The organism is Sphaerisporangium viridialbum, from assembly GCF_049674955.1.
Classification (GTDB): domain Bacteria; phylum Actinomycetota; class Actinomycetes; order Streptosporangiales; family Streptosporangiaceae; genus Sphaerisporangium; species Sphaerisporangium viridialbum.
Genome location: NZ_CP187232.1, coordinates 3,226,403 through 3,246,477 on the forward strand (window position 1 = coordinate 3,226,403; position 20,075 = coordinate 3,246,477).

Here is a 20,075-nt window from a genome sequence, read left to right on the forward strand (position 1 = left end):
AGGGATAGAGGAGAGACATGTCATCGGGGGACAGGATCCGCGGCGCCTTCATCGGCCTCGCGATCGGCGACGCGGCCGGCTGGCCGTCCGCACGGCACCGCTCCGCGCTGCTCGCGCCCTGGAGCAGGCGGCTCGGCAGGGAGCTCGACGGCTTCGCCGAGGAGCACCGGGTCACGACCCCGCCCGTGCCGTTCACGCTGAACCAGCCCGCCGAGCCGCTGGCGATCGGGCCGTCCGACGACGCCGAATGGCTCGCCTGGACCGCGCTCACCATCCACGAGGACCGCGCCGAGGCCTTCGGCAGGCTGGCCGGCCGGTCGGACCTGCGCGTGCGGATCTCCGTACGCTCGGCGCTGGACAACCTGGCGGCAGGGAAACCGCCACCGGCCAGCGGCCACGACAACCCGCACTTCTTCGACGACGCGGCGGCCGTGCGCGCCGTCGCCTTCGGGGCGATCGGGGCCGACCCGAGGGCCGACGCCTCGGTGACCAACGCGGAGGACGGCGTCCACGCGGCCATGGCCGTGGCGGCGGCGGTCGCCGAGCTGGTGGCGGGCGGGCCGATGGCCTCGGCGATCGAGGCGGCGCTGGCCGAGCTGCCCGAGGACACCGCGATCGGCCACGCGACGCGTACGGCGCTCGCGGTGGCGCGGGAGGCGGGCGACCCCTTCGCGGCGGTCCCGGCCCTGGACGCGGCCCTGCTCGACCACGTCTACAGCTACGGCGTCGCGGCCTCGCAGACGGTCGCGGTGGCGCTGGCGCTCGCGGAGGTGTCCGGGGGCGCGCTCGCCGCGGCCGTGCCCGCCGCCGCGTGCCTGCCCTCGCTCGCCGACTCCGCCCCGGCCCTGACCGGGGCGCTCACCGGAGCCTTCACCGGGTATGAGGCGCTTCCGGAGGGCTGGCGGACCGCGGCGCGCACGCTGACGGGCTGCGGGCTGCCCGACCTGGCAGGAACGGATCTCATCGACATCGCTGGAGGACTCTCATGACGCCGCAGGACGATCCGCTGACCGACCTGCTGACCGACAAGGCCGTCGGGTGCGTGACGGGCGCGGCGGTCGGCGACGCGCTCGGCGGCGCCACCGAGGGCTGGACGCCCGAGCAGATCCAGGAGCGCTACGAGGGGTACGTGACGGGCATCGTCCCGCCGTACTTCGAGGACTGGCGCAACGCCCGCCCCATCGCTCCATACCACAAGGGCGACGGCCACGTCACCGACGACACCCTCATGACCCACGCCCTCATCCGCGTGTACGAGAAGGCCGGGCGGCACCTGGACGCGTACGCGGCGGCCGAGCACCTGGTGCCCGAGATGATGGGCGAGAAGCGCTGGATCCCCGAGCTGGAGACCGAGGCGCTGCCGCTGCAGCGGGTCTTCCTCGCCGAGAAGTGGCTGGTCCTGCGCCTGCACTACGGCCATGTCGACCCGCGCGAGGCGGGCGTCGGCAACATCGTCAACTGCGGCGCCGCCATGTACATGGCGCCGGTCGGCATCGTGAACGCGGCCAACCCCGACGCGGCGTACGCCGAGGCCATCGACCTGGCGGGCGCCCACCAGTCCAGCTACGGCCGGGAGGCCGCCGGGGTGCTCGCCGCCGCCGTCGCCGAGGCCATGCGCCCGGGCGCGACCGCGGACTCTGTGGTCGCCACCTGCCTGCGACTGGCACGGGACGGCACGCGGGCCGCCATCGAGGCCGTCTGCGAGCGGGCGCGGGGCCTTCGCCACTGGGAGGGGTCCTTCGGTGCGCTGCGCGAGGCCGTCGCGCCCTACGACACCGTCGCGGAGACCTACCGCGACCAGGGACTCGGCGCCCGCAGGCCGAGCCGCCTGCACAGCATCGAGGAGCTGCCGCTGGCCCTCGCCTTCCTGCTGATCGCCGGGGGCGACTACCGCGACACCATCCTCGGGGGCGTCAACTACGGGCGCGACGCCGACTCGATCGCGAGCATGGGCGGGGCGATCGCCGGGGCGCTCTCGGGAGCAAAGGCCGTGCCGCCGGAGTGGCTCGACCCGGTGACCGAGGCCAGCAGGATCGACCTGGTGGCTCCCGGGGTGTCCATCGCCGAGGTGGCGCGCCGCGTCCACGCCACCGACCTCGCCGCCCGCCGCGCCCACGAGACCGCGTTCACCTCCCTCACCTGGGACACCACCAAGGCCCCTTCATCATGACCGGACCGTCCTCCACCCGGGGGTTGATCCGGCTCACCTGGGTTCAACCCGAGGACCTGCTGGGGCACGAGCTGCGCCAGGCAGCCGAGGACGGGCGTTCGGCCGAGGTGGAGGCCATCGCGGCCCGGTGGCACGCGGCGGGAGGGCACGACGCGCCGCCGCGTGCCGGAGCCTCCCCCGAGCCGCCGGCACCGGAGCTGCGCGAGCTGGCGGCCCGGCTGCTCGACGAACTGGCGGCGATCCCGTCTCCGCTTCCCGAGCCCTCTGACCTGGCCGCGATCGTGGCGAGTGCCCCCGGAGGCATGGGCACCGGTACCGGCAACGGACGCGGCGCGCTCCGTGAACGGCTGCTCGGGGCGTGGCTCGGGCGGGCGGCCGGGTGCGTGCTGGGCAAGCCGGTGGAGAAGATCCCCCGCGAGGGCATCAGGGAGATCGCGGAGGCCACCGGCAACTGGCCCGTCCGCCGCTGGTTCACCGCCATCGGCCTCCCGGACGACGTGGCGGCCCGCTGGCCGTGGAACAGGCGCAGCGCCGTCAACTCCCTGGCCGAGAACATCGACGGCGTGCCCGAGGACGACGACCTCAACTTCCCGCTGCTCGCACTGTCCCTGCTGGAGCGCTTCGGCCGGGACTTCACCACCGCGGACGTCGCCACGATGTGGCTGGACGAGCTGCCCGCCGGCCGCGTGTTCACGGCGGAACGGGTGGCGTACCGCAACCTGCTCGACGGAGTGGAGCCGCCGGGAACGGCCAGCAGGCGCAACCCGTTCAGGGAGTGGATCGGCGCCCTGATCAGGGCGGACGTGTACGGCTGGGCCAACCCGGGCGACCCGCGCGCCGCCGCGGAGTTCGCCTGGCGGGACGCCCGCCTCAGCCACACCGCCAACGGGATCTACGGCGCGATGATGGTCGCGGCCATGTGCGCGCGGTCTCTCGTCGCCTCCTCGGTCGAGGAGGTCGTCGCGGCGGGGCTGTCCGTCGTCCCCGCGGAGTCGCGGCTGGCGCGGGCCGTACGGGAGGCCGTCGCCGACGCGGCGTCCGAGCCGGACTTCGAGCGGGTCGTGGACCGGCTGTACGAGCGCCACGGCGACCTGCACTGGGTCCACACGATCAACAACGCGGCGCTCGTCGCGGCGGCGCTCATCCATGGGCGCGGTGACTTCACGGCCTCGATCGCCGGGGCGGTCGCGGCGGGCTGGGACACCGACTCGGCGGGGGCCACGGTCGGGTCGATCATGGGCGGGCTGCTCGGCGCGTCCCAGATCCCCGCGGAGTGGGCGCTGAAGAACCGGCTGGCCAGCAGCATGAGAGGCTTCGACGGCATCGGCTTCGACGAGCTCACCCGGCGCACCCTGGCGGTCACCGCTCCGTGACCCGCGACACGACGCACCCCGAAGCCGCCGTCCCGGCGGCGGGGAAGGCCGGTCACCACCGGGACACGGCGTCATGACGCCGCCATCCCGGTGGTCGCGGGCGGGCGGTCACCGCCGGGGTGACGGCATGCGAGAGGAAAGACCATGATCTCGGTTTTCGGCAGCGCCAACATGGACCTGGTCGCCTACACCGCGACCGCCCCCAAACGCGGCGAAACGGTGACCGGCCGGACGTTCAGCACGGTTCCCGGCGGAAAGGGTGCCAACCAGGCCATCGCCGCGGCCCGCGCGGGCGCGGAGGTCGCGTTCGTCGGCGCGGTGGGCGACGACGCCTTCGGGCCGGTCATGCGCGAGACGCTGGAGTCGGCGGGCGTCGACGTGCGCCGCCTGCGGGTCGTGCCGGGCTCCTCGGGCATCGCCCACATCGTCGTGGACGACGAGGGCGGCAACTCCATCATCGTGATCCCCGGCGCCAACGGCACCGTGACGGGCGTCTCGCCGGAGGACCTCGCCGTCATCGCCCGGTCCGACGCGCTGCTGCTCCAGCTCGAACTGCCCATGGAGGCCGTGGTCGCGGCGGCCCGCCAGGCCGGGGTCCCGGTGATCCTCACCCCCGCCCCCGCGCGGGAGCTGCCGCGCGAGCTGCTCGACGCGGTCGGCCTGATCGTGCCCAACGAGCACGAGGCCGAGGCCATCACCGGCCTCGCCGACCCCGGCGAGGCGCTCGAAGCGCTGCTGGACCTCGTCCCCGAGGCCGTGATCACCCTGGGCGGGGAGGGCGCGCTGTACGGCTCGCGCGCGGGCGAGCGGCTGCGCGTGCCCGCCGTACCGGTGAAGGCGGTCGACACCACGGCGGCGGGGGACACCTTCGTCGGCGCGCTGGCCGTGGCACGGGCCGAGGGCAGGCCGCAGGCGGCGGCCCTGCGGTTCGCCGCCACGGCGGCGGCCCTCTCGGTCCAGCGCGAGGGCGCGAGCACGTCGATGCCCACCCGCGCCGAGATCGACGCGGCACTGTGATGGAGGTACACCGATGAAAGCCCTCGAAGGCGTCCGTGTCCTGGACCTCGCGACGCTGTTCGCCGGGCCGATGGCGGCGATGCTGCTCGGTGACTTCGGCGCCGAGGTCGTCAAGGTCGAGCATCCGGCCAAGCCCGATCCCTCGCGAGGGCACGGGCCCGGCGGCCTGTGGTGGAAGATGCTCGGCCGCAACAAGCGGGCCATGACCCTCAACCTGTCCACGGCCGAGGGTCAGGACCTGCTCCTCGCGCTGGTGCGCGACGCCGACGTGGTCATCGAGAACTTCAGGCCGGGCACGCTGGAGCGCTGGAACCTCTCCTACGACCGGCTCCGCGAGGCCAACCCGCGCCTGGTGCTCGCCCGCGTCACCGGCTTCGGCCAGTTCGGGCCGTACGCCAAGCGGCCAGGATTCGGCACGCTCGCCGAGGCGATGAGCGGGTTCGCCGCGATGACCGGCGAGCCGGACGGCCCGCCGACCCTGCCGCCGTTCGGCCTGGCCGACGGCATCTGCGCCCTCGCGACCGCCTACGCCGTGATGGCGGCGCTTCGCGCGCGTGAAACCACCGGCGCGGGGCAGGTGGTCGACATGTCGATCATCGAGCCTATTCTGACCGTGCTCGGGGCCCAGCCGACGATCTACGACCAGCTCGCGATCGTGCCGCCGCGCACCGGCAACCGTTCGGTGAACAACGCGCCGCGCAACACCTACCGGTGCGCGGACGGCTCCTGGGTGGCGGTGTCCACCTCGGCGCAGAACATCGCCGAGCGGGTCATGCGACTGGTGGGCAGGCCCGAGTACATCGCCGAGCCGTGGTTCGCCACCGGGGCGGGGCGGGTCGAGCACGCCGCCGAGCTGGACGAGTCCGTCGCCGCGTGGGTCGCCGCGCGCACCCGCGACGAGGTGCTCGCCGCGTTCGAGGAGGCGCAGGCCGCGGTCGCGCCGATCTACGACGTGCGCGACGTGCTGGCCGATCCGCAGCTCGCCGCGCTGGACGCCGTCACCACCGTGGAGGACCCCGAGCTCGGGCCGCTGCGGATGCAGAACGTCATGTTCCGGCTGTCGGACACCCCCGGCGAGATCCGCTGGACCGGCCGCCCCCACGGCGCCGACACCACCGGCCTGCTGTCGGAGCTGGGCCTCTCGCCCTCCGACATCGAAGCCCTGCGCCAGAAGGGAGTGGTCTGATGACGTACGCGACACCGGCCACCCCACAGACGCCCGCGAGAGGAGCCGGGTCGTGCTGACCTTCCTGTACGCGCCCGCCGACCGGCCGGCGCTCGTGGCCAAGGCGCTCGCCGGGACCGCCGACGTGGTGATCGTCGACCTGGAGGACGCCGTCGCGGCGGACGCCAAGAGCCAGGCCAGGGCCGAGGTCGTTGGGCTGCTCGCCTCCCCTCAGCTGCGCGTCCAGATCAGGATCAACGACGTGCGCACCGCCTGCGGCCAGGCGGACCTGCGGGCCATCGGGCCACTGTGCTCGGGCATGGCCGGCATCCGGGTGCCGAAGGTCGAGTCGGCCGTCGACATCCGTGAGGTGGCCAAGGCCGTGCCGGGCGTCGCGCTGCACCCGCTCATCGAGTCGGCCCTCGGCCTCGAACGGGCCTACGAGATCGCCTCGGCCGACCCGGCGGTGGCGAGCATCGGCCTGGGGGAGGCCGACCTGCGCGCGGACCTGGGCGTCAGCGACGAGGCGGGGCTGGCCTGGGCGCGGTCGCGGCTCGTGGTCGCCGCCCGCGCGGCCGGGCTGCCCGCGCCCGTCCAGTCGGTCTACACCGACTTCCGCGACCTGGAGGGCCTGGCCGAGTCGTGCCGCGTCGGCCGGTCGATGGGCTTCCGCGGCCGGGCCGCCATCCACCCGGCACAGCTCCCGGTCATCGAGGCCGCCTACCGCCCGACGGAGGAGGAGGTCACGGCCGCCAATGAGGTCGTGGCGGCGGCAGGGGTCGGCGCGGTGGCCCTCCCCGACGGCCGCTTCGTCGACGAGGCCGTCGTCCGCCAGGCCAGAAGCGTCCTCACCGACGCCGTCCGCACCCCGGCCACCACCCCGACCATGACGCCCTAGCCGGCTCCGCTCTGCTGTCGGGGGATGTCGAGCAAAAATGGCCCCGCGAGACTCTGCCCCCGCGTCCTGCTGCGCTTACCTGGACATCCACTGATCGGCCTATGGTGACGACCATGAGCCCGCATCCCTCCGGCGAGGACCTGCCCGCCGTGGTTTCCGAAGGTGAACCGTTTCCCCAGCGGAAAGAAATGTTCGATCTCGCCGACTACGTTCGGCGCACCAAAGGTGGCCCCTGCTTCATCTGCGCCATCCTGGCGGGCGCTCGCGGCTACGACCTCGAGCAGATCGTCTTCGAGGACGAGCGGCACATCGCCTTCCTGGACCGCTACCCCACGATGCCCGGCAAGGTCCTGGTGGCTCCCAAAGCCCACGTCGAGCACGTCGTCCGAGACCTCGACGAGGACACCTACCTGCGGCTCATGCGGACGGTCCGCCGGATCGCCCTGGCGGTCGAGGCAGTCGTCCCCTCCGAACGCACCTACCTGCTCTCGCTGGGCAGCCAGCAGGGCAATACCCACCTGCACTGGCACATCGCTCCCTTGCCGCCGGGAACTCCTTATGAGCAGCAGCAGTATCACGCCCTGATGACCGAGAACGGAGTGATCCCCTGGTCGGCGCGGCAGGCCCTCGAGCTCGCCGACCGCCTCCGCGCGGCCCTTGCCGAGATCAGCGAAGGCGAGTGACCAGAGTAGGAGCAGGAGCCCTACACAGGTTGAATTCGTAGAGTCGGTCATGGGTTTGCCAGGCTGTCGAGGGTGAGTCCGGTCTCGGCTGGACTCTCCCGCTGTGGGAGGCCTCATGCTACTTCCAGCGGTCCCCAGTGGTTGATCATGAAGGTATCAGGGATGGGGACGGTGTGACCGTTCGCCGCGTCAGCATGAGGAGAGCGACGCATGACCATCGTGAAGGACATCGAGGCCCGCGGCATGCACCACTGCGAGACGACGGCGCTGGGGGTGCTGTTGCGGCATGAGGGACTTGATCTGTCCGAGCCCATGCTGTTCGGGCTGGGCTCGGGCCTGTCCTTCATCTATTGGGACAGCAAGGGCATGGCGTTCCCCTTTCTCGGAGGCCGCGTCAAGCCTTTCGACCTCACCAGGAACCTCGCCGCCAGGCTGGGACTGACGTTGATGGCCGAGGAGACCACCTCACCGCGCAAGGCGTGGGAGAACGTGGCCGCCCCCATCGACGCCGGTCGGCCGGTCGGCCTTCAGCTCGACTGCTACCACCTGGACTATTTCCGGTCCAAGGTGCACTTCGGCGGTCATGTCGTCGCCATGTACGGCTACGACGAGCACGACGTCTACCTGGTGGACACCGACCAGCAGGGAGGAGCGGTGCGCGCCAGCCGGGCCGGCCTCGCCATGGCGCGGGCCGAACGCGGCCCGATGACCGCCAGGAACCGATCCTTCACCATCACCCTGCCGGCTCACCCGCTTTCCTGGCAGGACCAGATCATCCCCGCCATCAAGGACTGCGCCGACGCCTTCCTCGCCGCTCCCATCGCGAACCTGGGCCACCGCGGCATCGAGAAAGCCGGCAAACAGGTGCCCAGATGGCTGCTACGCGCCGGCGAGCCGCAGCAGGACCTGCCGCGGGCCGCCCTCCTCATGGAGAAGGGCGGCACCGGCGGTGCCCTGTTTCGCGCCCTCTATCGCGACTTCCTCGACGAGTGCGCCGGGCTGATCGACGACGGCAACCTCCGCGCCGGTCACAGGCTGTACGCCGAGGCCGCCGTCCTGTGGACGGACGTGTCCACCTTGATCGCGAAGGCTGGAGAGAGCGGCGACGCGGGGTACCTCGAGCGGGCCGGCGTCATCCTCCACGATCTTTCGCGCATCGAGAAGGACGCCATGCAGGTGCTGCGTCAGTTGTAGCTCAAGGGAAGCCGGCCCGGGTCGTTGGCGATCACGCGTGGATCGTGGTGAAGGCCAGGAGGGGGGTGGCGGTCCGCGGCGGATCCTCGAGTATGGGCGTGTGTCCGAGACCGGGCAGCAAGACGATTTTCGCGCCCGGAACGGTGCGGTAGTCGGCGGCGGATGAGGATCGCCATCTGCGGTCGTCCTCGCCGAAGATCACCAGTAGCGGCTTGCCCAGGACCATCAGCCGATCCGGGAGCGCCTGCCGCACCAGGTAGTCGCGGGTGGCCTGCATCGTCGTGGTGAGCGTGTGGTAGGTCATAGCGCGTACCTCGCCCAGGAGCTCTTGTGGGATCTGGTAGCCCGCGCGGCTGAAACCGGTGCTCGCGAACTGGCGGAGCTGCTTGTCGGTCGGCGGCCACTGCGAGGGTCCGATCGCGGCGGACTCCGGTGCGATGAAGGCGTCCAGGCTGGGTCCGGTGTTGATGAGCGCGAGCGCGGTCACCAGGTCGGGGCGCTGTTCGGCGAGGGCGGTGGCGACCGCGCCGCCGCTGGAATGGCCGACGACTATGGCGTGCTTGACGCCGAGCCGGTCCAGTGCCGCGTCGATCCTGCGTGCCTGGTCCGGGAGCGCGTAGCTGGGGCCGGCCGGTTTGGCTGACCGGCCGTGCCCGAGCAGGTCGATCCGGATGACGCGATGGGATCCGGTCAGCAGCGGAACCAGCGAGTCCCACGATCGGGTCGAGGAGGCGGACCCGTGGATGAGCAGGAGTGCGGGGGCGTCGCGGGGGCCGTCCTGGCACACGTAGATGTCGCCGTCGTCCAGGGGCAGGGTCGAATCCTCAGTGGCCTCGGTGTCGCCATTCATGTGCGGACGGCCGTCAGAAACAGTCATGAGCCCACTGTCGCCGCCGGTACGCGCCGGCGGATTGGACAAATGTTCCCCTCCCTCGGCTCGCTAGCATGGGATGGTGCGGACGTTCGTGCACGGTGCGGCTGTGTGGGAGGTCGCGTGCCCCCAGCGGCCCAGCCGGGTGGCCGGTGTCACCATGGCCGGGTTCGGTGTCCGTGACCTGGACGCGCTCCGGATGGTCCCGCACCCGGCCGTGACGCTGCTTCTGGAGTTCGGCACCGGTTCGCCCGTCGTGGACGATGTCGCCGGGCGGCAGCAGCGGGGAAGTGTCGTCGCCGGGCCCGGGGTCGGGTCCGGAGGCGCGGTCTGGGCGCGGGGTGAGAACGTCGAGTGTGTGCAGGTGCGCCTGTCCCCGGTGATCGCACGCGCGGTTCTGGGCGCCTCCCCCGCCGAACTCGACGGCGCCGTGGTGGCCCTCGACGACCTGTGGGGCCGGGAGGCGTCATGGATCCGTGAGCGACTGTGCGATGTCTCGTCGTGGCAGGATCGCTTCGCGTTGACGGACGCGCTGCTCGCCCGCCGGCATGAGGCGGGGTCGCCGGTGGACCCGGAGGTGGCCTGGGCCTGGGACCGGATCATCGTCAGCCGCGGCCTGGTCCGGGTCGACGGACTGGCGAGGGAGGTCGGATGGAGCCGTAAGCGCCTGTGGTCCCGGTTCCGCTCGCAGCTCGGCCTGCAGCCCAAGCGCGCCATGAAGCTGGTCCGCTTCGACCATGCCGCCCACCGCCTGGTCGCGGGTGAAGGCGCGGCCCGAGTCGCGGCCGACGCCGGCTACGCCGACCAGTCCCACCTGCATCGGGACGTCGTGGCGTTCACCGGAGTGACCCCCGCGACCGTGGCCGCCGAGCCGTTTCTGGCGGTTGACGACATCGCATGGCCCAGCCACCAGACACCCGCCAAGCCTCACGTCTCCAGGGATCTCGGTTCGGTCGCCGGCCGGAGGTGAGACGGCCACCGCTGTGATCATGAGCATGTGCAGAAAGAACATGACCGGCGGCGGTCGTGAGCGTATCCGAGATCGAGCACCAGCCTCGCCACTCCTGGAACCATCACCTGCACTGGTCACGCGATCCTGGGCTTCGCCACCGGTGTGGTCAACGTCTGGCTCGTGGTGCGGCAGAACATCTGGAACTGGCCTGTCGGCATCGCCAACGTGGCCCTGCTCGGCCTGATCTTCGTGGACGGCGGGCTGTATGCGGACGCCGGGCTGCAGGTGGTGTACGTCGTGCTCCAGGCCTGGGGCTGGTGGCAGTGGCTCTACGGCGGGCGCGACCGCACCCGGCTGGTCGTGCACCGCACGTCACCGGCCGAGTGGGCCGCGCTCGCCGTCGCCGGGGTCGCCCTGACCGGCCTGCTGACGTGGCTGCTGAGCGCCCGGACCGACTCGAACGTGCCCTTCTGGGACGCGCTGACCACGGCGATCTCGCTAGCGGCGACCTACGGTCAGAGCCGTAAGCTGCTGGAGTCCTGGTGGCTGTGGATCGCCGCCGACCTGGTCTACATCCCGCTGTACGCCTACAAGGGCCTGTATCTGACCAGCGGGCTCTACGTCGTCTTCCTGGGGCTGTGCGTGGCGGGGCTGCTGGCGTGGCGGCGCGACCGGTTCGGCCGGACGGCCGCAACGCTGGAGACGGCGGCATGACGTTCCGGCACGGCCTGGTCATCGGCAAGTTCTATCCACCGCACGCCGGTCACCACCATCTGGTCGACACCGCGGCGGCGGCGTGCGAGCGCCTGACGGTGGTGGTCGCGGCGTCCACCGTCGAGAGCATCCCTCTGGTGTCGCGCGCGGGCTGGCTGCGGGAGCGGCACCCGCAGCCGCACGTGGAGATCGTCCCGGTGCTCGACGACGCCGACATCGACTTCGAGTCGGACGCCGTCTGGCGCGAACACGTGGACGCCTTCCGCGCCGGGTTGGCGGCACTACCGGGAACGGGCGCCGGGGCGCTCGACGTGCCGCCGGTCGACGCGGTGTTCAGCTCGGAGGACTACGGCCCCGAGCTGGCCCGCCGCTTCTCCGCGGCGCACGTGCCGGTCGACCCCTCTCGCGGTCGCTTCCCCGTGAGCGGCACCGCCGTACGTGCCGATCCCGTGGCCTGCTGGGAGTGGCTGTCCCCGGCCGTGCGGGCCTACCTGGCCAGGCGGGTGGTGGTCGTCGGGGCGGAGTCCTCGGGGACCACGACGCTCGCCCGCGCCCTGGCCGCGCGCTACGCGGCACGCGGCGGGGTGTGGGCGGCCACGCGCTGGGTGCCCGAGTACGGCCGCCTCTACTGCGAGGAGAAGCTGGCCGCCGCCCGGCGCCTGGACCGCCACCGGGATGACCTGTGGATCGGCGACCTTCCCTGGTCCTCGGAGGAGTTCACGCTGATAGCCGAGCGTCACCTCGCGCTGGAGGACGCCGCCGCCCGGTCCGGCTCGCCGCTGCTGGTCTGCGACACCGACGCCTTCGCCACGTCCCTCTGGCATGAGCGCTATCTCGGCGCGGCCTCCCCCGACGTCGAGCGTGTCCACCGCCGGAGCCGCCACGACCTGTGGATCCTCACCGGCACGGCGGGCGTGCCGTTCGAACAGGACGGCTGGCGTGACGGCGAGTCCATCCGCGAATGGATGTCCGGCCGGTTCCGCGAGGAGCTCGACCGGCGCGGCCTCCCGTACGTCGTCGTGGCGGGCTCACCCGAGGACCGTCTCGCCGCCGCGGCCGACGCCGTCGACGCCGTGCTGGCCAAGGGCTGGGCCTTCGCCGATCCGCTGTGACGTGACCGGACCACGGTTCGGGGGCCGAGGTGCGGCGAACCCCGGAGGGCCCGCCGCGCCCGGCAAGGGGTCACCAGTTGGCGGGCAGCCCCGGTGTGGTGCTGGGCAGCCTGTGCCCGGGCGGATGGATGACGTAGACGATGCCGCCGCTGCCCGAGCTGCGCAGCCAGACGTTCTCGAAGTTGGCTCGCGGGTAGACGTGGCGTACGGCGTCGTTGCCCGGCGAGGCCGGGTCGTTGGCGATCACGTCGCCCGTGGCGGTGAAGCCGATGATCACCATGAGGTGGCCGTTGGTGCCGTAGCCCGCGCCGGGCAGCTCGCTCTCCTGGAACGACTGGGAGGTGATCACCGGGATGCCGGCCTTGATCAGGCGTTCCATCTCGGTGAGCGACCGCAGCCGGGTCACGAAGCCGTCAAGGCCGTAGCGGCCGGCGTAGGCGGTGTTGAAGGGCCAGTTGCCCGCACCCTGGTAGGCGTGGTCGTAGGTGTACCGGGCGGCGTAGTCGACCTCGGGGTTCGGGTCGGACGGGTCGACCCAGGAGGTGTCCTCGGCGCTCGGCCACCTGCCCCAGTAACCGAGGACCATGGTGGTCGAGGTCGGGCTGCACCACGCCTCGCCGCCGCCGTCCCACTCGGGGTAGTGGCCGCGGTGGACGTTCTGGGAGCGGCGGGGCACGTTCAGCTCGGTTCCCCACGCGCCGCCCGAGGGGCTGACCGGCACGGTGGCGCGTTCCGGTACGGCGGAGGCCATCGCCCCGAGGGTCCTGACCTCGGGGATCACCGCCGAGCCCGGCGTGCGATGCAGCGTGACCCGCAGCTGGTACGCGGTGATGGCCTTGCCCGCCGCGGCGACGAAGGTGTCGACGGAGACGGTGCCGTCGGCGTCCCGCTGGCCCGGCAACGAGGTGCGGCGGATGTCGGACTCGCCGTAGGCCCAGCGGCCCATCACGTACCACTTGGTCAGCCCGGCCGCGTGGCGGCCGCGCATCTCGACCTGCAGCCAGCTCCCGGGCGGCGTGTCGGCGGTCCAGGAGGCGACCAGCTCGGTGGCGGCGAAGCCGATCCGCCGCTCCTTGCCGGTCCAGCGGGCGTACTCCCAGTCCTTGGTACCGAGCGCGTCGGTGTAGGAGGTCGTTCCCACAGGGGAGGAGAAGGCGAGGCCGCGCCCGGCGGTGACACCCTCGGCGGTGCCGGAGTGGAAGGACGCCCGCTGGTAGACGACCTGCACCGGACTCGGCGGCGGTTTGGCCCCGGCGGCCGCGCTCGCCGCGGAGGGCGTCGCGGCGGTGGTGGCCAGGAGGACGGCGGGGAGTAAGACGGAGAGGAGGACGGTCGGCACGCGCATGGGCTCACCTTCCCTGAAGGGGCTCTCGACGCCGCAGACGGTAGAACCTCCGCCTATTTCGTACATCGGGCGGTTTACGTATCGCCGCCGGGACAGGGACGCCGCCTCGCCCGCCGCCGGGGGCGAGGCGTGCGTCCAAGGCGCCTAGGTCCGCAGGTAGGAGGCCCCGTTGAGATCGATGATGCTGCCAGTGGCCCATTCGGCCGCCGGGGAGGCCAGGTAGAGGACCGCGGCCGCGATCTCCTCCGGCAGGCCCACGCGGCCGAACGGGCTCTGGGCGCGGATGGCGTCACCCCGGGGCGGCTTGAGGTGCTCGTTGGTCATGTCGGTCTGGACGAAGCCGGGCGCCACCGTCCCCACCGAGATGCCGTGCGGGGCGAGCGCGATGGCGAGCGACTGGCCGAGGGCGTTCAGCCCCGCCTTGCTCGCCCCGTAGGCCGGCCCCTCCGGCTCGCCGCGGAAGGCGCCGCGCGAGGAGACGTTGACGATGCGGCCGCCGCGCCTCATGTGCCGCACGGCGCACCAGGTGAGGTTGGCCGCGCCCACGAGGTTGGTGTCCAGCGTCTCGCGCCAGGCCGCCTGCCACTCCTCGTAGGAGACCTCCGTGATGGGGTGGTGGAAGAAGACGCCGGCGTTGTTGACCAGGACGTCGATGCCGCCGAGCGCCTCGGCCGCCTCGTCGGCCATGCGCCTCACCTGGCCGGGATCGGCGATGTCGGCCTGGACGACCACGTGGCCCTTGCCCGGCAGCTCGTCGCGCAGCCGTACCGCGAGGTCCGCGGAGCCCCGGTGGTGGATCGCGACGCGGTCGCCCGCGGCGGCGAAGGCCGTCGCGATCGCCCGTCCGATGCCCCTGGACGCTCCTGTCACCAGTACTGCTCGTCCGCTCACTGTCTCGTTCCTCCTGGCGCGGGTGTGGCCGGTCGACGGTGCTCGATGCCGTCAGTCGCGCTCGACGGTCTCCTCCAGCACGATGCGCCCGATGATGTCGTACTTCAGCGGCTTCCTGGCCCGCAGGTAGAGCGCCAGGGCGGCGCCGGCGGCGGCGAAGCCGAGCACGATCCACGGGATCAGCCTGAACAGCAGCGTCTTGGACGCGTCTCCGGCGGCGGCCTCCTGGTTCTGGAAGAGCAGGAACACGACGTACAGCATCGCCAGGCCGCCGGCCAGCGGGGCGACCAGCGTGCGCCAGACGTTGGCCGTCTCCGGGTGCTTCTTCCTGACGTGGAAGTAGCCGATCACCGAGAACGAGCACAGCGACTGGACGACGAGGATCGCGAGCGTGCCGAGCACGGCGAGCAGTGTGTACATGTGCACGTAGGGGTCCATGCCGGCGAAGAAGAACGCCAGGACCAGCGCCACCGACACGGCCGTCTGCGCGAACCCGGCGATGTGCGGGGAGCCGTGCTTGGCGTGGGTGCGCCCGAGTGTGCGCGCGGTGCGGGGGATCAGGTCCTCGCGGCCGAGCGCGTACAGGTAGCGCGACGCGCAGTTGTGGAACGCCATCGAGCAGGCGAACGACCCGGTCAGGATAAGGATCTTGAACAGGTCGACGGCCCACACGCCGATCAGCTCCCGGGTGGGGTTGAAGAAGACCCCGGCGAACTCCTTGGCCGCGATCTCGGGCGCCTTCGTGCCGCTGGCCGCGACGGTCATCCAGGAGACGAAGGTGTAGAACAGCCCGATCCCGACCACGGAGACCAGCGTGGCCCTCGGCACGATGCGCTTGGGGTCGCGGGACTCCTCGCCGTACATCGCGGTGGACTCGAAGCCGACCCACGACCAGAAGCACATGAACAGCCCGAGCCCGACCGCGCCCGCCGCCAGGCCGTTGGTCCCGAAGGCGTTGACCGGGTTGAGCGAGCCGGCCATCAGCCCGTCGGGGCCGCCGCCGTGGAACAGCGTCACGGTGGCGGTGAGGCCCAGCATGAGGATCTCGGTGACCAGGAAGACGCCGAGCACCTTGGCGGTGAGGTTGATGTCGAAGTAGGTGAGTGCGGCGTTGAGCGCGAGGCCGAAGAAGGCGAACCACAGCCAGTGGACGTCCACATGCGCCAGCGACTTGAAGGTGTCGTTGGCCGAGTAGGCGAAGAATCCGATGATGGACGCCTCGAACACGACGTACGCCATGGTGGCCAGCAGGCCCGCGACCATGCCCGCGATCTGGCCGAGCCCGTGCGAGATGTACCCGTAGAATGCGCCGGCCGAGGTGATGTGCTTGGCCATCGCGACGTACCCCACCGAGAACACCGTGAGGACGATGGTCGCGACGAGGTAGCCCGCCGGGACGCCGAGGCCGTTGCCGAAGCCCAGCGCGATCGGGACGTTGCCCGTCATGGCGGTGATCGGGGCGGCGGTGGCGACCGCCATGAAGATGACGCCGAGCAGGCCGACGGCGTCCTTGCGCAGGCGGTTCACGCCCGCGGGCCGGGAGGTCGCCGCCGTCGCCCGGCTATCTGTGGTGCTCAAGACTGTGCATTCTGTTCCGTGGTGCACACCGGTCGGCCTCCTGCGCTGGGGACACTCTCGACGTGGGCGAAGTCACGCGAGGTGCGCAAATGTTGCCATTTATGGCCAGGTCAAGCAACACCTTCTGTGTTTCCGAATCCTCACAAGATGGACCATTGACGCATAAGGTCGGCCTGGTGAATTATTCGGTCCTACCGATTAGTAGACCGAACCGATGGGACCAGGATGCTGGACTACGGGTTGTTCTCCTTCGCGTCCAAGGACGAGGTTCTAGAGAAGTCCTTGGCGTACTGGAACCCGGGGAAGACGCAGTTCTGGATCGACTCCGGAGTGCCTCTGGTCATCGACCGCAGGGAGGGTTACTTCCTGTACGACGTCTCCGGCAAGCGCCTGATCGACGTCCACCTCAACGGCGGCACCTACAACGTCGGCCACCGCAATCCGGAGGTCCTGGCCGCGCTGAGGCAGGCCATGGACCACTTCGATATCGGCAACCACCACTTCCCGTCCCTGGCCCGCACGGCACTCGCCGAGGCGCTGATCACCACCGCCCCCGAGGGACTGAGCAAGGTCATCTACGCCAGCGGCGGCGGCGAGGCGATCGACATCGCGCTCAAGACCGCGCGGCACACGACCGGCAAGCGCAAGATCGTCTCGATCGTCAAGGCCTACCACGGGCACACCGGGCTGGCCGTCGGCACCGGCGACGACCGGTTCTCCAAGCTCTTCCTGTCCGACCGGCCGGAGGAGTTCGTCCACGTGCCGTTCAACGACCTCGCGGCCATGGACGAGGCGCTGCGGGGCAGGGACGTCGCCGCCGTGATCATGGAGACGATCCCCGCGACATACGGTTTCCCGCTGCCCGAGCCGGGCTACCTGGAGGGCGTCAAGCGGCTCTGCGAGACCCACGACGCCCTGTACATCGCCGACGAGGTGCAGACCGGGCTCATGCGCACCGGGGAACTGTGGGCGATCACCAAGCACGGCATCCGGCCCGACATCCTGGTCACCGGCAAGGGGATCTCCGGCGGCCTGTACCCCATCGCGGCCGTGCTGGTCAGCGAGCGCTGCGCGGGGTGGCTGACCGAGGACGGCTTCGCGCACATGGCCTCCTTCGGCGGCGCGGAGCTGGGCTGCGTGACCGCGCTGAAGACGCTGGAGATCTGCGACCGTCTTGAGACCCGCTCGATCGTGCACTACATCAGCGACCTCATCGGCCGGGGCCTTTCCGCCATCCGCGCCGACAACCCCGGCTGGTTCACCGGAATCCGGCAGAACGGCCTGGTCATCGGCCTGGAATTCGACCATCCCGAGGGCGCGAAGTACGTCATGAGGCATCTGTACGAGAACGGGGTCTGGGCGATCTTCTCCACCCTCGACCCCCGGGTGCTGCAGTACAAACCAGGCATCCTCCTCGACCCGTCGCTGGCCGAGGAACTGCTGGATCGTACGGCCGTCGCCATCGCGCGGGCCGCCAAGGAGGCCCGGTGAACAGCACGGTGAACGGCACGATGAACGGCAGGTCGGCGGACCGCGGGCCGGTCATGCTGGAGCGGGCGCGGTGGGCCGCCCGCGCGTACGCCCGCTACGACAAGGCGGCCGTGGACCGTGTCGTCGCGGCCGTCGCCCGCGTGGCCGCCGCCAACGCCGTGCGCTACGCCGAGTGGGCCGTGCGGGAGACCGGGTTCGGCGTCGCCGAGCACAAGGCGCTCAAGAACCTCGCCTGCTCGACCGGCCTGGTCGAGTCCTACGCGGGCCACGACTACGTGTCCCCTCGGGCCGACGCGGCCGACAAGATCCTCTCGATCCCGAGGCCCGCCGGGGTCGTCTTCGCGCTGACGCCCTCCACCAACCCGGTGGCCACGGTCTACTTCAAGATCCTTCTGGCGCTGATGACGCGGAACGCGATCGTGATCAGCCCGCATACGATGGCCAGGGAGTGCTGCGCCGACGCCGCCCGCACGCTCGCCGAGGCCGCGGTCGCCGCGGGCGCCCCCGACGGGGTGGTCCAGGTGGTCGAGGAGCCGGCGCTGCCCCTGATCGAGCGGATGATGGCCGATCCCCGGGTGGACGTCATCGTCGCGACCGGCGGGACGCCGATGGTGCGCGCCGCCTACCGGTCGGGCAACCCGGCGCTCGGTGTCGGCCCCGGCAACGTGCCCGTGCTGGTGGACCGCACGGCGGATCTGGAGTCGGCCGCCCGGCACATCGTGGACAGCAAGAGCTTCGACAACTCCACCCTGTGCACCAGCGAGTCGGTGCTCATCGCCGAGGAGTCCATCGCGGATCGGCTGGTCTCGCTCATGCGCGGCGCCCACCTGCTGAGCGGCGACGAGCGTGACCGGGTGCGCGGCACGCTGTTCCCCGAGGGCCGGTTCGACACCCGCTTCGTCGGCAGGGACGCGGTGTGGATCGCCCAGCGGGCCGGGGTCAGGGTCCCGTCCGGGACGAGGATCCTGCTCGCGCCGTTCGACCTGGCCGTCCCGGAGGAGCCGCTCGCCCACGAGAAGCTCTGCCCGGTGCTCGGCCTCATGCGGGTGCCCTCGGCGCGGCGCGGCATCGACGCCGCGCGGGCCGTCCTGCGCATCGCCGGAGCGGGTCACTCGGCCGCGATCCACAGCACCGACCCCGCCACGATCATGGAGTACGGCGCGGCCGTGCCGGTCCTGCGCGTCTCGGTGAACGCGGGCAACAGCACGGGAAGCTCGGGCATCGACACCAACCTCCCGATCTCCATGACCATCGGCACCGGCTTCGTCGGCGGCTCGTCGGCGGGGGAGAACCTCCAGCCGGGCAACCTGGTCAACTGGACCCGGGTCGCCTACCACGTGGACGCCCCGTTCGGGGATTTCGACCGGCTCGACCCGTGGTCGCCGCCGCCCGGCGGTCCCGTCCCGCCGTACCCGGAGGCGTCCAACGCCCGCACCGTGCCCGCGTCCGCGCCCGGCGCGGCTCCCGCACCGGACTCTCGTACGGCGCCCGGGGCGGGGCGTGCAGACTCTGTACGGACCGCGAGGGACGCCATGGCCCGCGTCCTGTCGGCGGTCGAAGGCCGTGACCACTGACGGCCGTGACCATTGAAGGCCCGTGACCAGTAGGAGTGCGCATGGAGGTCCATGACCTGTCGGGCGGCGGCGACGTGCTCGCCCGCGTCGAGCGGGTCGCCCGGCGGGCGCTGCGGCGGTACGGCCTCTCGCCCGACGCTGGGGCGACGCTCATCAACGTGTCGGAGAACGCCACCTTCCTCGTCACCGACGGGGACGCCCGCACGGTGCTGCGCGTCCACCGCCTCGGCTACCACTCGCCCGAGGCGATCGCCTCCGAGCTCGACTGGCTGTCGGCGCTGCGCGACGAGGCGGGCGTGCGCACCCCGGCGGTGCTTCCCGCGCTGGACGGGTCGAGGGTCGTCACCGTCGAGGATCCCGGCTCCGCGTCGCGCAGGTGCGTGATGTTCGAGTACGTCCCCGGCGCCGAGCCCGCCGAGCACCGCCTGGTCGAGCACTTCGAGCCGCTCGGCGCGATCACCGCCCGCATGCACCTGCACGCCCGCCGCTGGCCGCGGCCCGCCGCCTTCACCCGGTTCCACTGGGACGCCGACGCCGCGTTCGGGCCCGCGCCGCGCTGGGGCAGATGGCAGGACGGCGCCGGGGTCGACCGGGAGGCGCACGCCGTGCTGTCCCGGCTGGAGGGGGCCCTGCGCGACCGGCTGGAGCGGTTCGGCAAGGGGCCGGAGCGCTACGGGCTCATCCACGCCGACCTGCGCCTGGCCAACCTGCTGGTGGACGGCACGGCCGCCACCACCGTGATCGACTTCGACGACTGCGGGCTCGGCTGGTACCTGTACGACCTCGGCGCCGCCGTCAGCTTCATCGAGCACCACCCGGCAGTGCCCCAGATGATCGACTCCTGGGTCCGCGGCTACCGGAGCGTCCTCGGCCTGCCGGGGGACGACGAGAACGAGATCTGGACCTTCATCATGTTCCGCCGCCTGCTGCTGGTCGCCTGGATCGGCTCGCACTCGGCGGTCGACATCGCCCGCGAGCTCGGCGCCGGCTACACCCAGGGAAGCTGCGAGCTGGCGGAACGCTACCTCAGTGGATCACTTTAAGGAG

18 protein-coding genes are annotated in these 20,075 nt (G+C 71.7%); 14 read left to right on the forward strand and 4 right to left on the reverse strand.

What is annotated here, in order from left to right:
* Positions 1-17: 17 nt before the first annotated feature.
* The 8 genes from ACOZ38_RS14200 to ACOZ38_RS14235 all read left to right on the forward strand — a co-directional run bounded on the left by ACOZ38_RS14200 (position 18) and on the right by ACOZ38_RS14235 (position 8,500).
* Entirely contained in the window at positions 18-989 is a 972-nt protein-coding gene (locus tag ACOZ38_RS14200) for an ADP-ribosylglycohydrolase family protein (RefSeq protein WP_424531017.1), read from the forward strand.
* Positions 986-2,170: an ADP-ribosylglycohydrolase family protein gene (locus tag ACOZ38_RS14205; RefSeq protein ID WP_424531018.1), complete on the forward strand. Its 1,185-nt coding sequence runs from the start codon at positions 986-988 to the stop codon at positions 2,168-2,170. Before ACOZ38_RS14200 ends, ACOZ38_RS14205 begins: the two co-directional genes overlap by 4 nt.
* Positions 2,167-3,543 (forward strand): ADP-ribosylglycohydrolase family protein, encoded by a 1,377-nt coding sequence (locus tag ACOZ38_RS14210; protein WP_424531020.1) that lies wholly within the window; start codon positions 2,167-2,169, stop codon positions 3,541-3,543. Before ACOZ38_RS14205 ends, ACOZ38_RS14210 begins: the two co-directional genes overlap by 4 nt.
* Positions 3,544-3,687: 144 nt before the next feature.
* The gene (gene rbsK, locus ACOZ38_RS14215) at positions 3,688-4,560 is read left to right on the forward strand and encodes a ribokinase (protein ID WP_424531022.1); all 873 of its coding nucleotides are present in this window, start codon (positions 3,688-3,690) and stop codon (positions 4,558-4,560) included.
* A 13-nt stretch (positions 4,561-4,573) separates the two neighbouring features.
* On the forward strand, positions 4,574-5,746 hold the full coding sequence (locus ACOZ38_RS14220; RefSeq protein ID WP_424531023.1) for a CaiB/BaiF CoA transferase family protein: 1,173 nt from the start codon (positions 4,574-4,576) through the stop codon (positions 5,744-5,746).
* Positions 5,747-5,798: 52 nt separating this feature from the next.
* Positions 5,799-6,623 carry an HpcH/HpaI aldolase/citrate lyase family protein gene (locus tag ACOZ38_RS14225; protein ID WP_424531025.1) on the forward strand — a complete coding sequence of 275 codons (825 nt, stop codon included), beginning with the start codon at positions 5,799-5,801 and terminating at the stop codon, positions 6,621-6,623.
* 113 nt (positions 6,624-6,736) lie between these two features.
* Positions 6,737-7,306 carry an HIT family protein gene (locus tag ACOZ38_RS14230; RefSeq protein WP_424531027.1) on the forward strand — a complete coding sequence of 190 codons (570 nt, stop codon included), beginning with the start codon at positions 6,737-6,739 and terminating at the stop codon, positions 7,304-7,306.
* Positions 7,307-7,516: 210 nt separating this feature from the next.
* Entirely contained in the window at positions 7,517-8,500 is a 984-nt protein-coding gene (locus ACOZ38_RS14235) for a BtrH N-terminal domain-containing protein (protein ID WP_424531028.1), read from the forward strand.
* A gap of 31 nt (positions 8,501-8,531) precedes the next feature.
* On the opposite strand, the gene ACOZ38_RS14240 is transcribed toward ACOZ38_RS14235, so the two are convergent.
* On the reverse strand, positions 8,532-9,377 hold the full coding sequence (locus ACOZ38_RS14240) for an alpha/beta fold hydrolase (RefSeq protein ID WP_424531030.1): 846 nt from the start codon (positions 9,375-9,377) through the stop codon (positions 8,532-8,534).
* A 76-nt stretch (positions 9,378-9,453) separates the two neighbouring features.
* On the opposite strand from ACOZ38_RS14240, the gene ACOZ38_RS14245 reads away from it, so the two are divergent.
* The 3 genes from ACOZ38_RS14245 (at position 9,454) to ACOZ38_RS14255 (ending at position 12,149) form a co-directional block, all read left to right on the forward strand.
* Positions 9,454-10,341 carry a helix-turn-helix domain-containing protein gene (locus ACOZ38_RS14245; RefSeq protein WP_424531032.1) on the forward strand — a complete coding sequence of 296 codons (888 nt, stop codon included), beginning with the start codon at positions 9,454-9,456 and terminating at the stop codon, positions 10,339-10,341.
* A gap of 126 nt (positions 10,342-10,467) precedes the next feature.
* Positions 10,468-11,037, forward strand: coding sequence for a nicotinamide riboside transporter PnuC (gene pnuC, locus ACOZ38_RS14250; RefSeq protein WP_424537005.1), 570 nt, complete (start codon positions 10,468-10,470; stop codon positions 11,035-11,037).
* Positions 11,034-12,149, forward strand: a complete 1,116-nt coding sequence (locus ACOZ38_RS14255) for an AAA family ATPase (RefSeq protein WP_424531034.1) — start codon at positions 11,034-11,036, stop codon at positions 12,147-12,149. The genes pnuC and ACOZ38_RS14255 overlap by 4 nt, the downstream gene beginning before the upstream one ends.
* Positions 12,150-12,219: 70 nt before the next feature.
* On the opposite strand, the gene ACOZ38_RS14260 is transcribed toward ACOZ38_RS14255, so the two are convergent.
* From ACOZ38_RS14260 to ACOZ38_RS14270, 3 genes are all read right to left on the reverse strand, one after another.
* On the reverse strand, positions 12,220-13,494 hold the full coding sequence (locus tag ACOZ38_RS14260; RefSeq protein ID WP_424531036.1) for a C39 family peptidase: 1,275 nt from the start codon (positions 13,492-13,494) through the stop codon (positions 12,220-12,222).
* Between the two features lie 144 nt (positions 13,495-13,638).
* Complete coding sequence (locus ACOZ38_RS14265) at positions 13,639-14,385, reverse strand: SDR family NAD(P)-dependent oxidoreductase (protein ID WP_424531037.1); 747 nt, start codon at positions 14,383-14,385, stop codon at positions 13,639-13,641.
* A gap of 51 nt (positions 14,386-14,436) precedes the next feature.
* Positions 14,437-15,963: an APC family permease gene (locus tag ACOZ38_RS14270; protein WP_424531039.1), complete on the reverse strand. Its 1,527-nt coding sequence runs from the start codon at positions 15,961-15,963 to the stop codon at positions 14,437-14,439.
* A gap of 225 nt (positions 15,964-16,188) precedes the next feature.
* Between ACOZ38_RS14270 and ACOZ38_RS14275 the strand changes: the two genes are divergently transcribed.
* From ACOZ38_RS14275 to ACOZ38_RS14285, 3 genes are read left to right on the forward strand one after another with little or no spacing between them, the layout of a single operon-like run.
* A complete protein-coding gene (locus ACOZ38_RS14275) occupies positions 16,189-17,454 on the forward strand; it encodes an aspartate aminotransferase family protein (protein ID WP_424531041.1) in 1,266 nt (421 codons plus the stop codon).
* On the forward strand, positions 17,451-19,028 hold the full coding sequence (locus ACOZ38_RS14280) for an aldehyde dehydrogenase family protein (protein WP_424531043.1): 1,578 nt from the start codon (positions 17,451-17,453) through the stop codon (positions 19,026-19,028). The genes ACOZ38_RS14275 and ACOZ38_RS14280 overlap by 4 nt, the downstream gene beginning before the upstream one ends.
* A 41-nt stretch (positions 19,029-19,069) precedes the next feature.
* Positions 19,070-20,071, forward strand: a complete 1,002-nt coding sequence (locus tag ACOZ38_RS14285) for a phosphotransferase enzyme family protein (protein WP_424531045.1) — start codon at positions 19,070-19,072, stop codon at positions 20,069-20,071.
* Positions 20,072-20,075 lie beyond the last annotated feature (4 nt).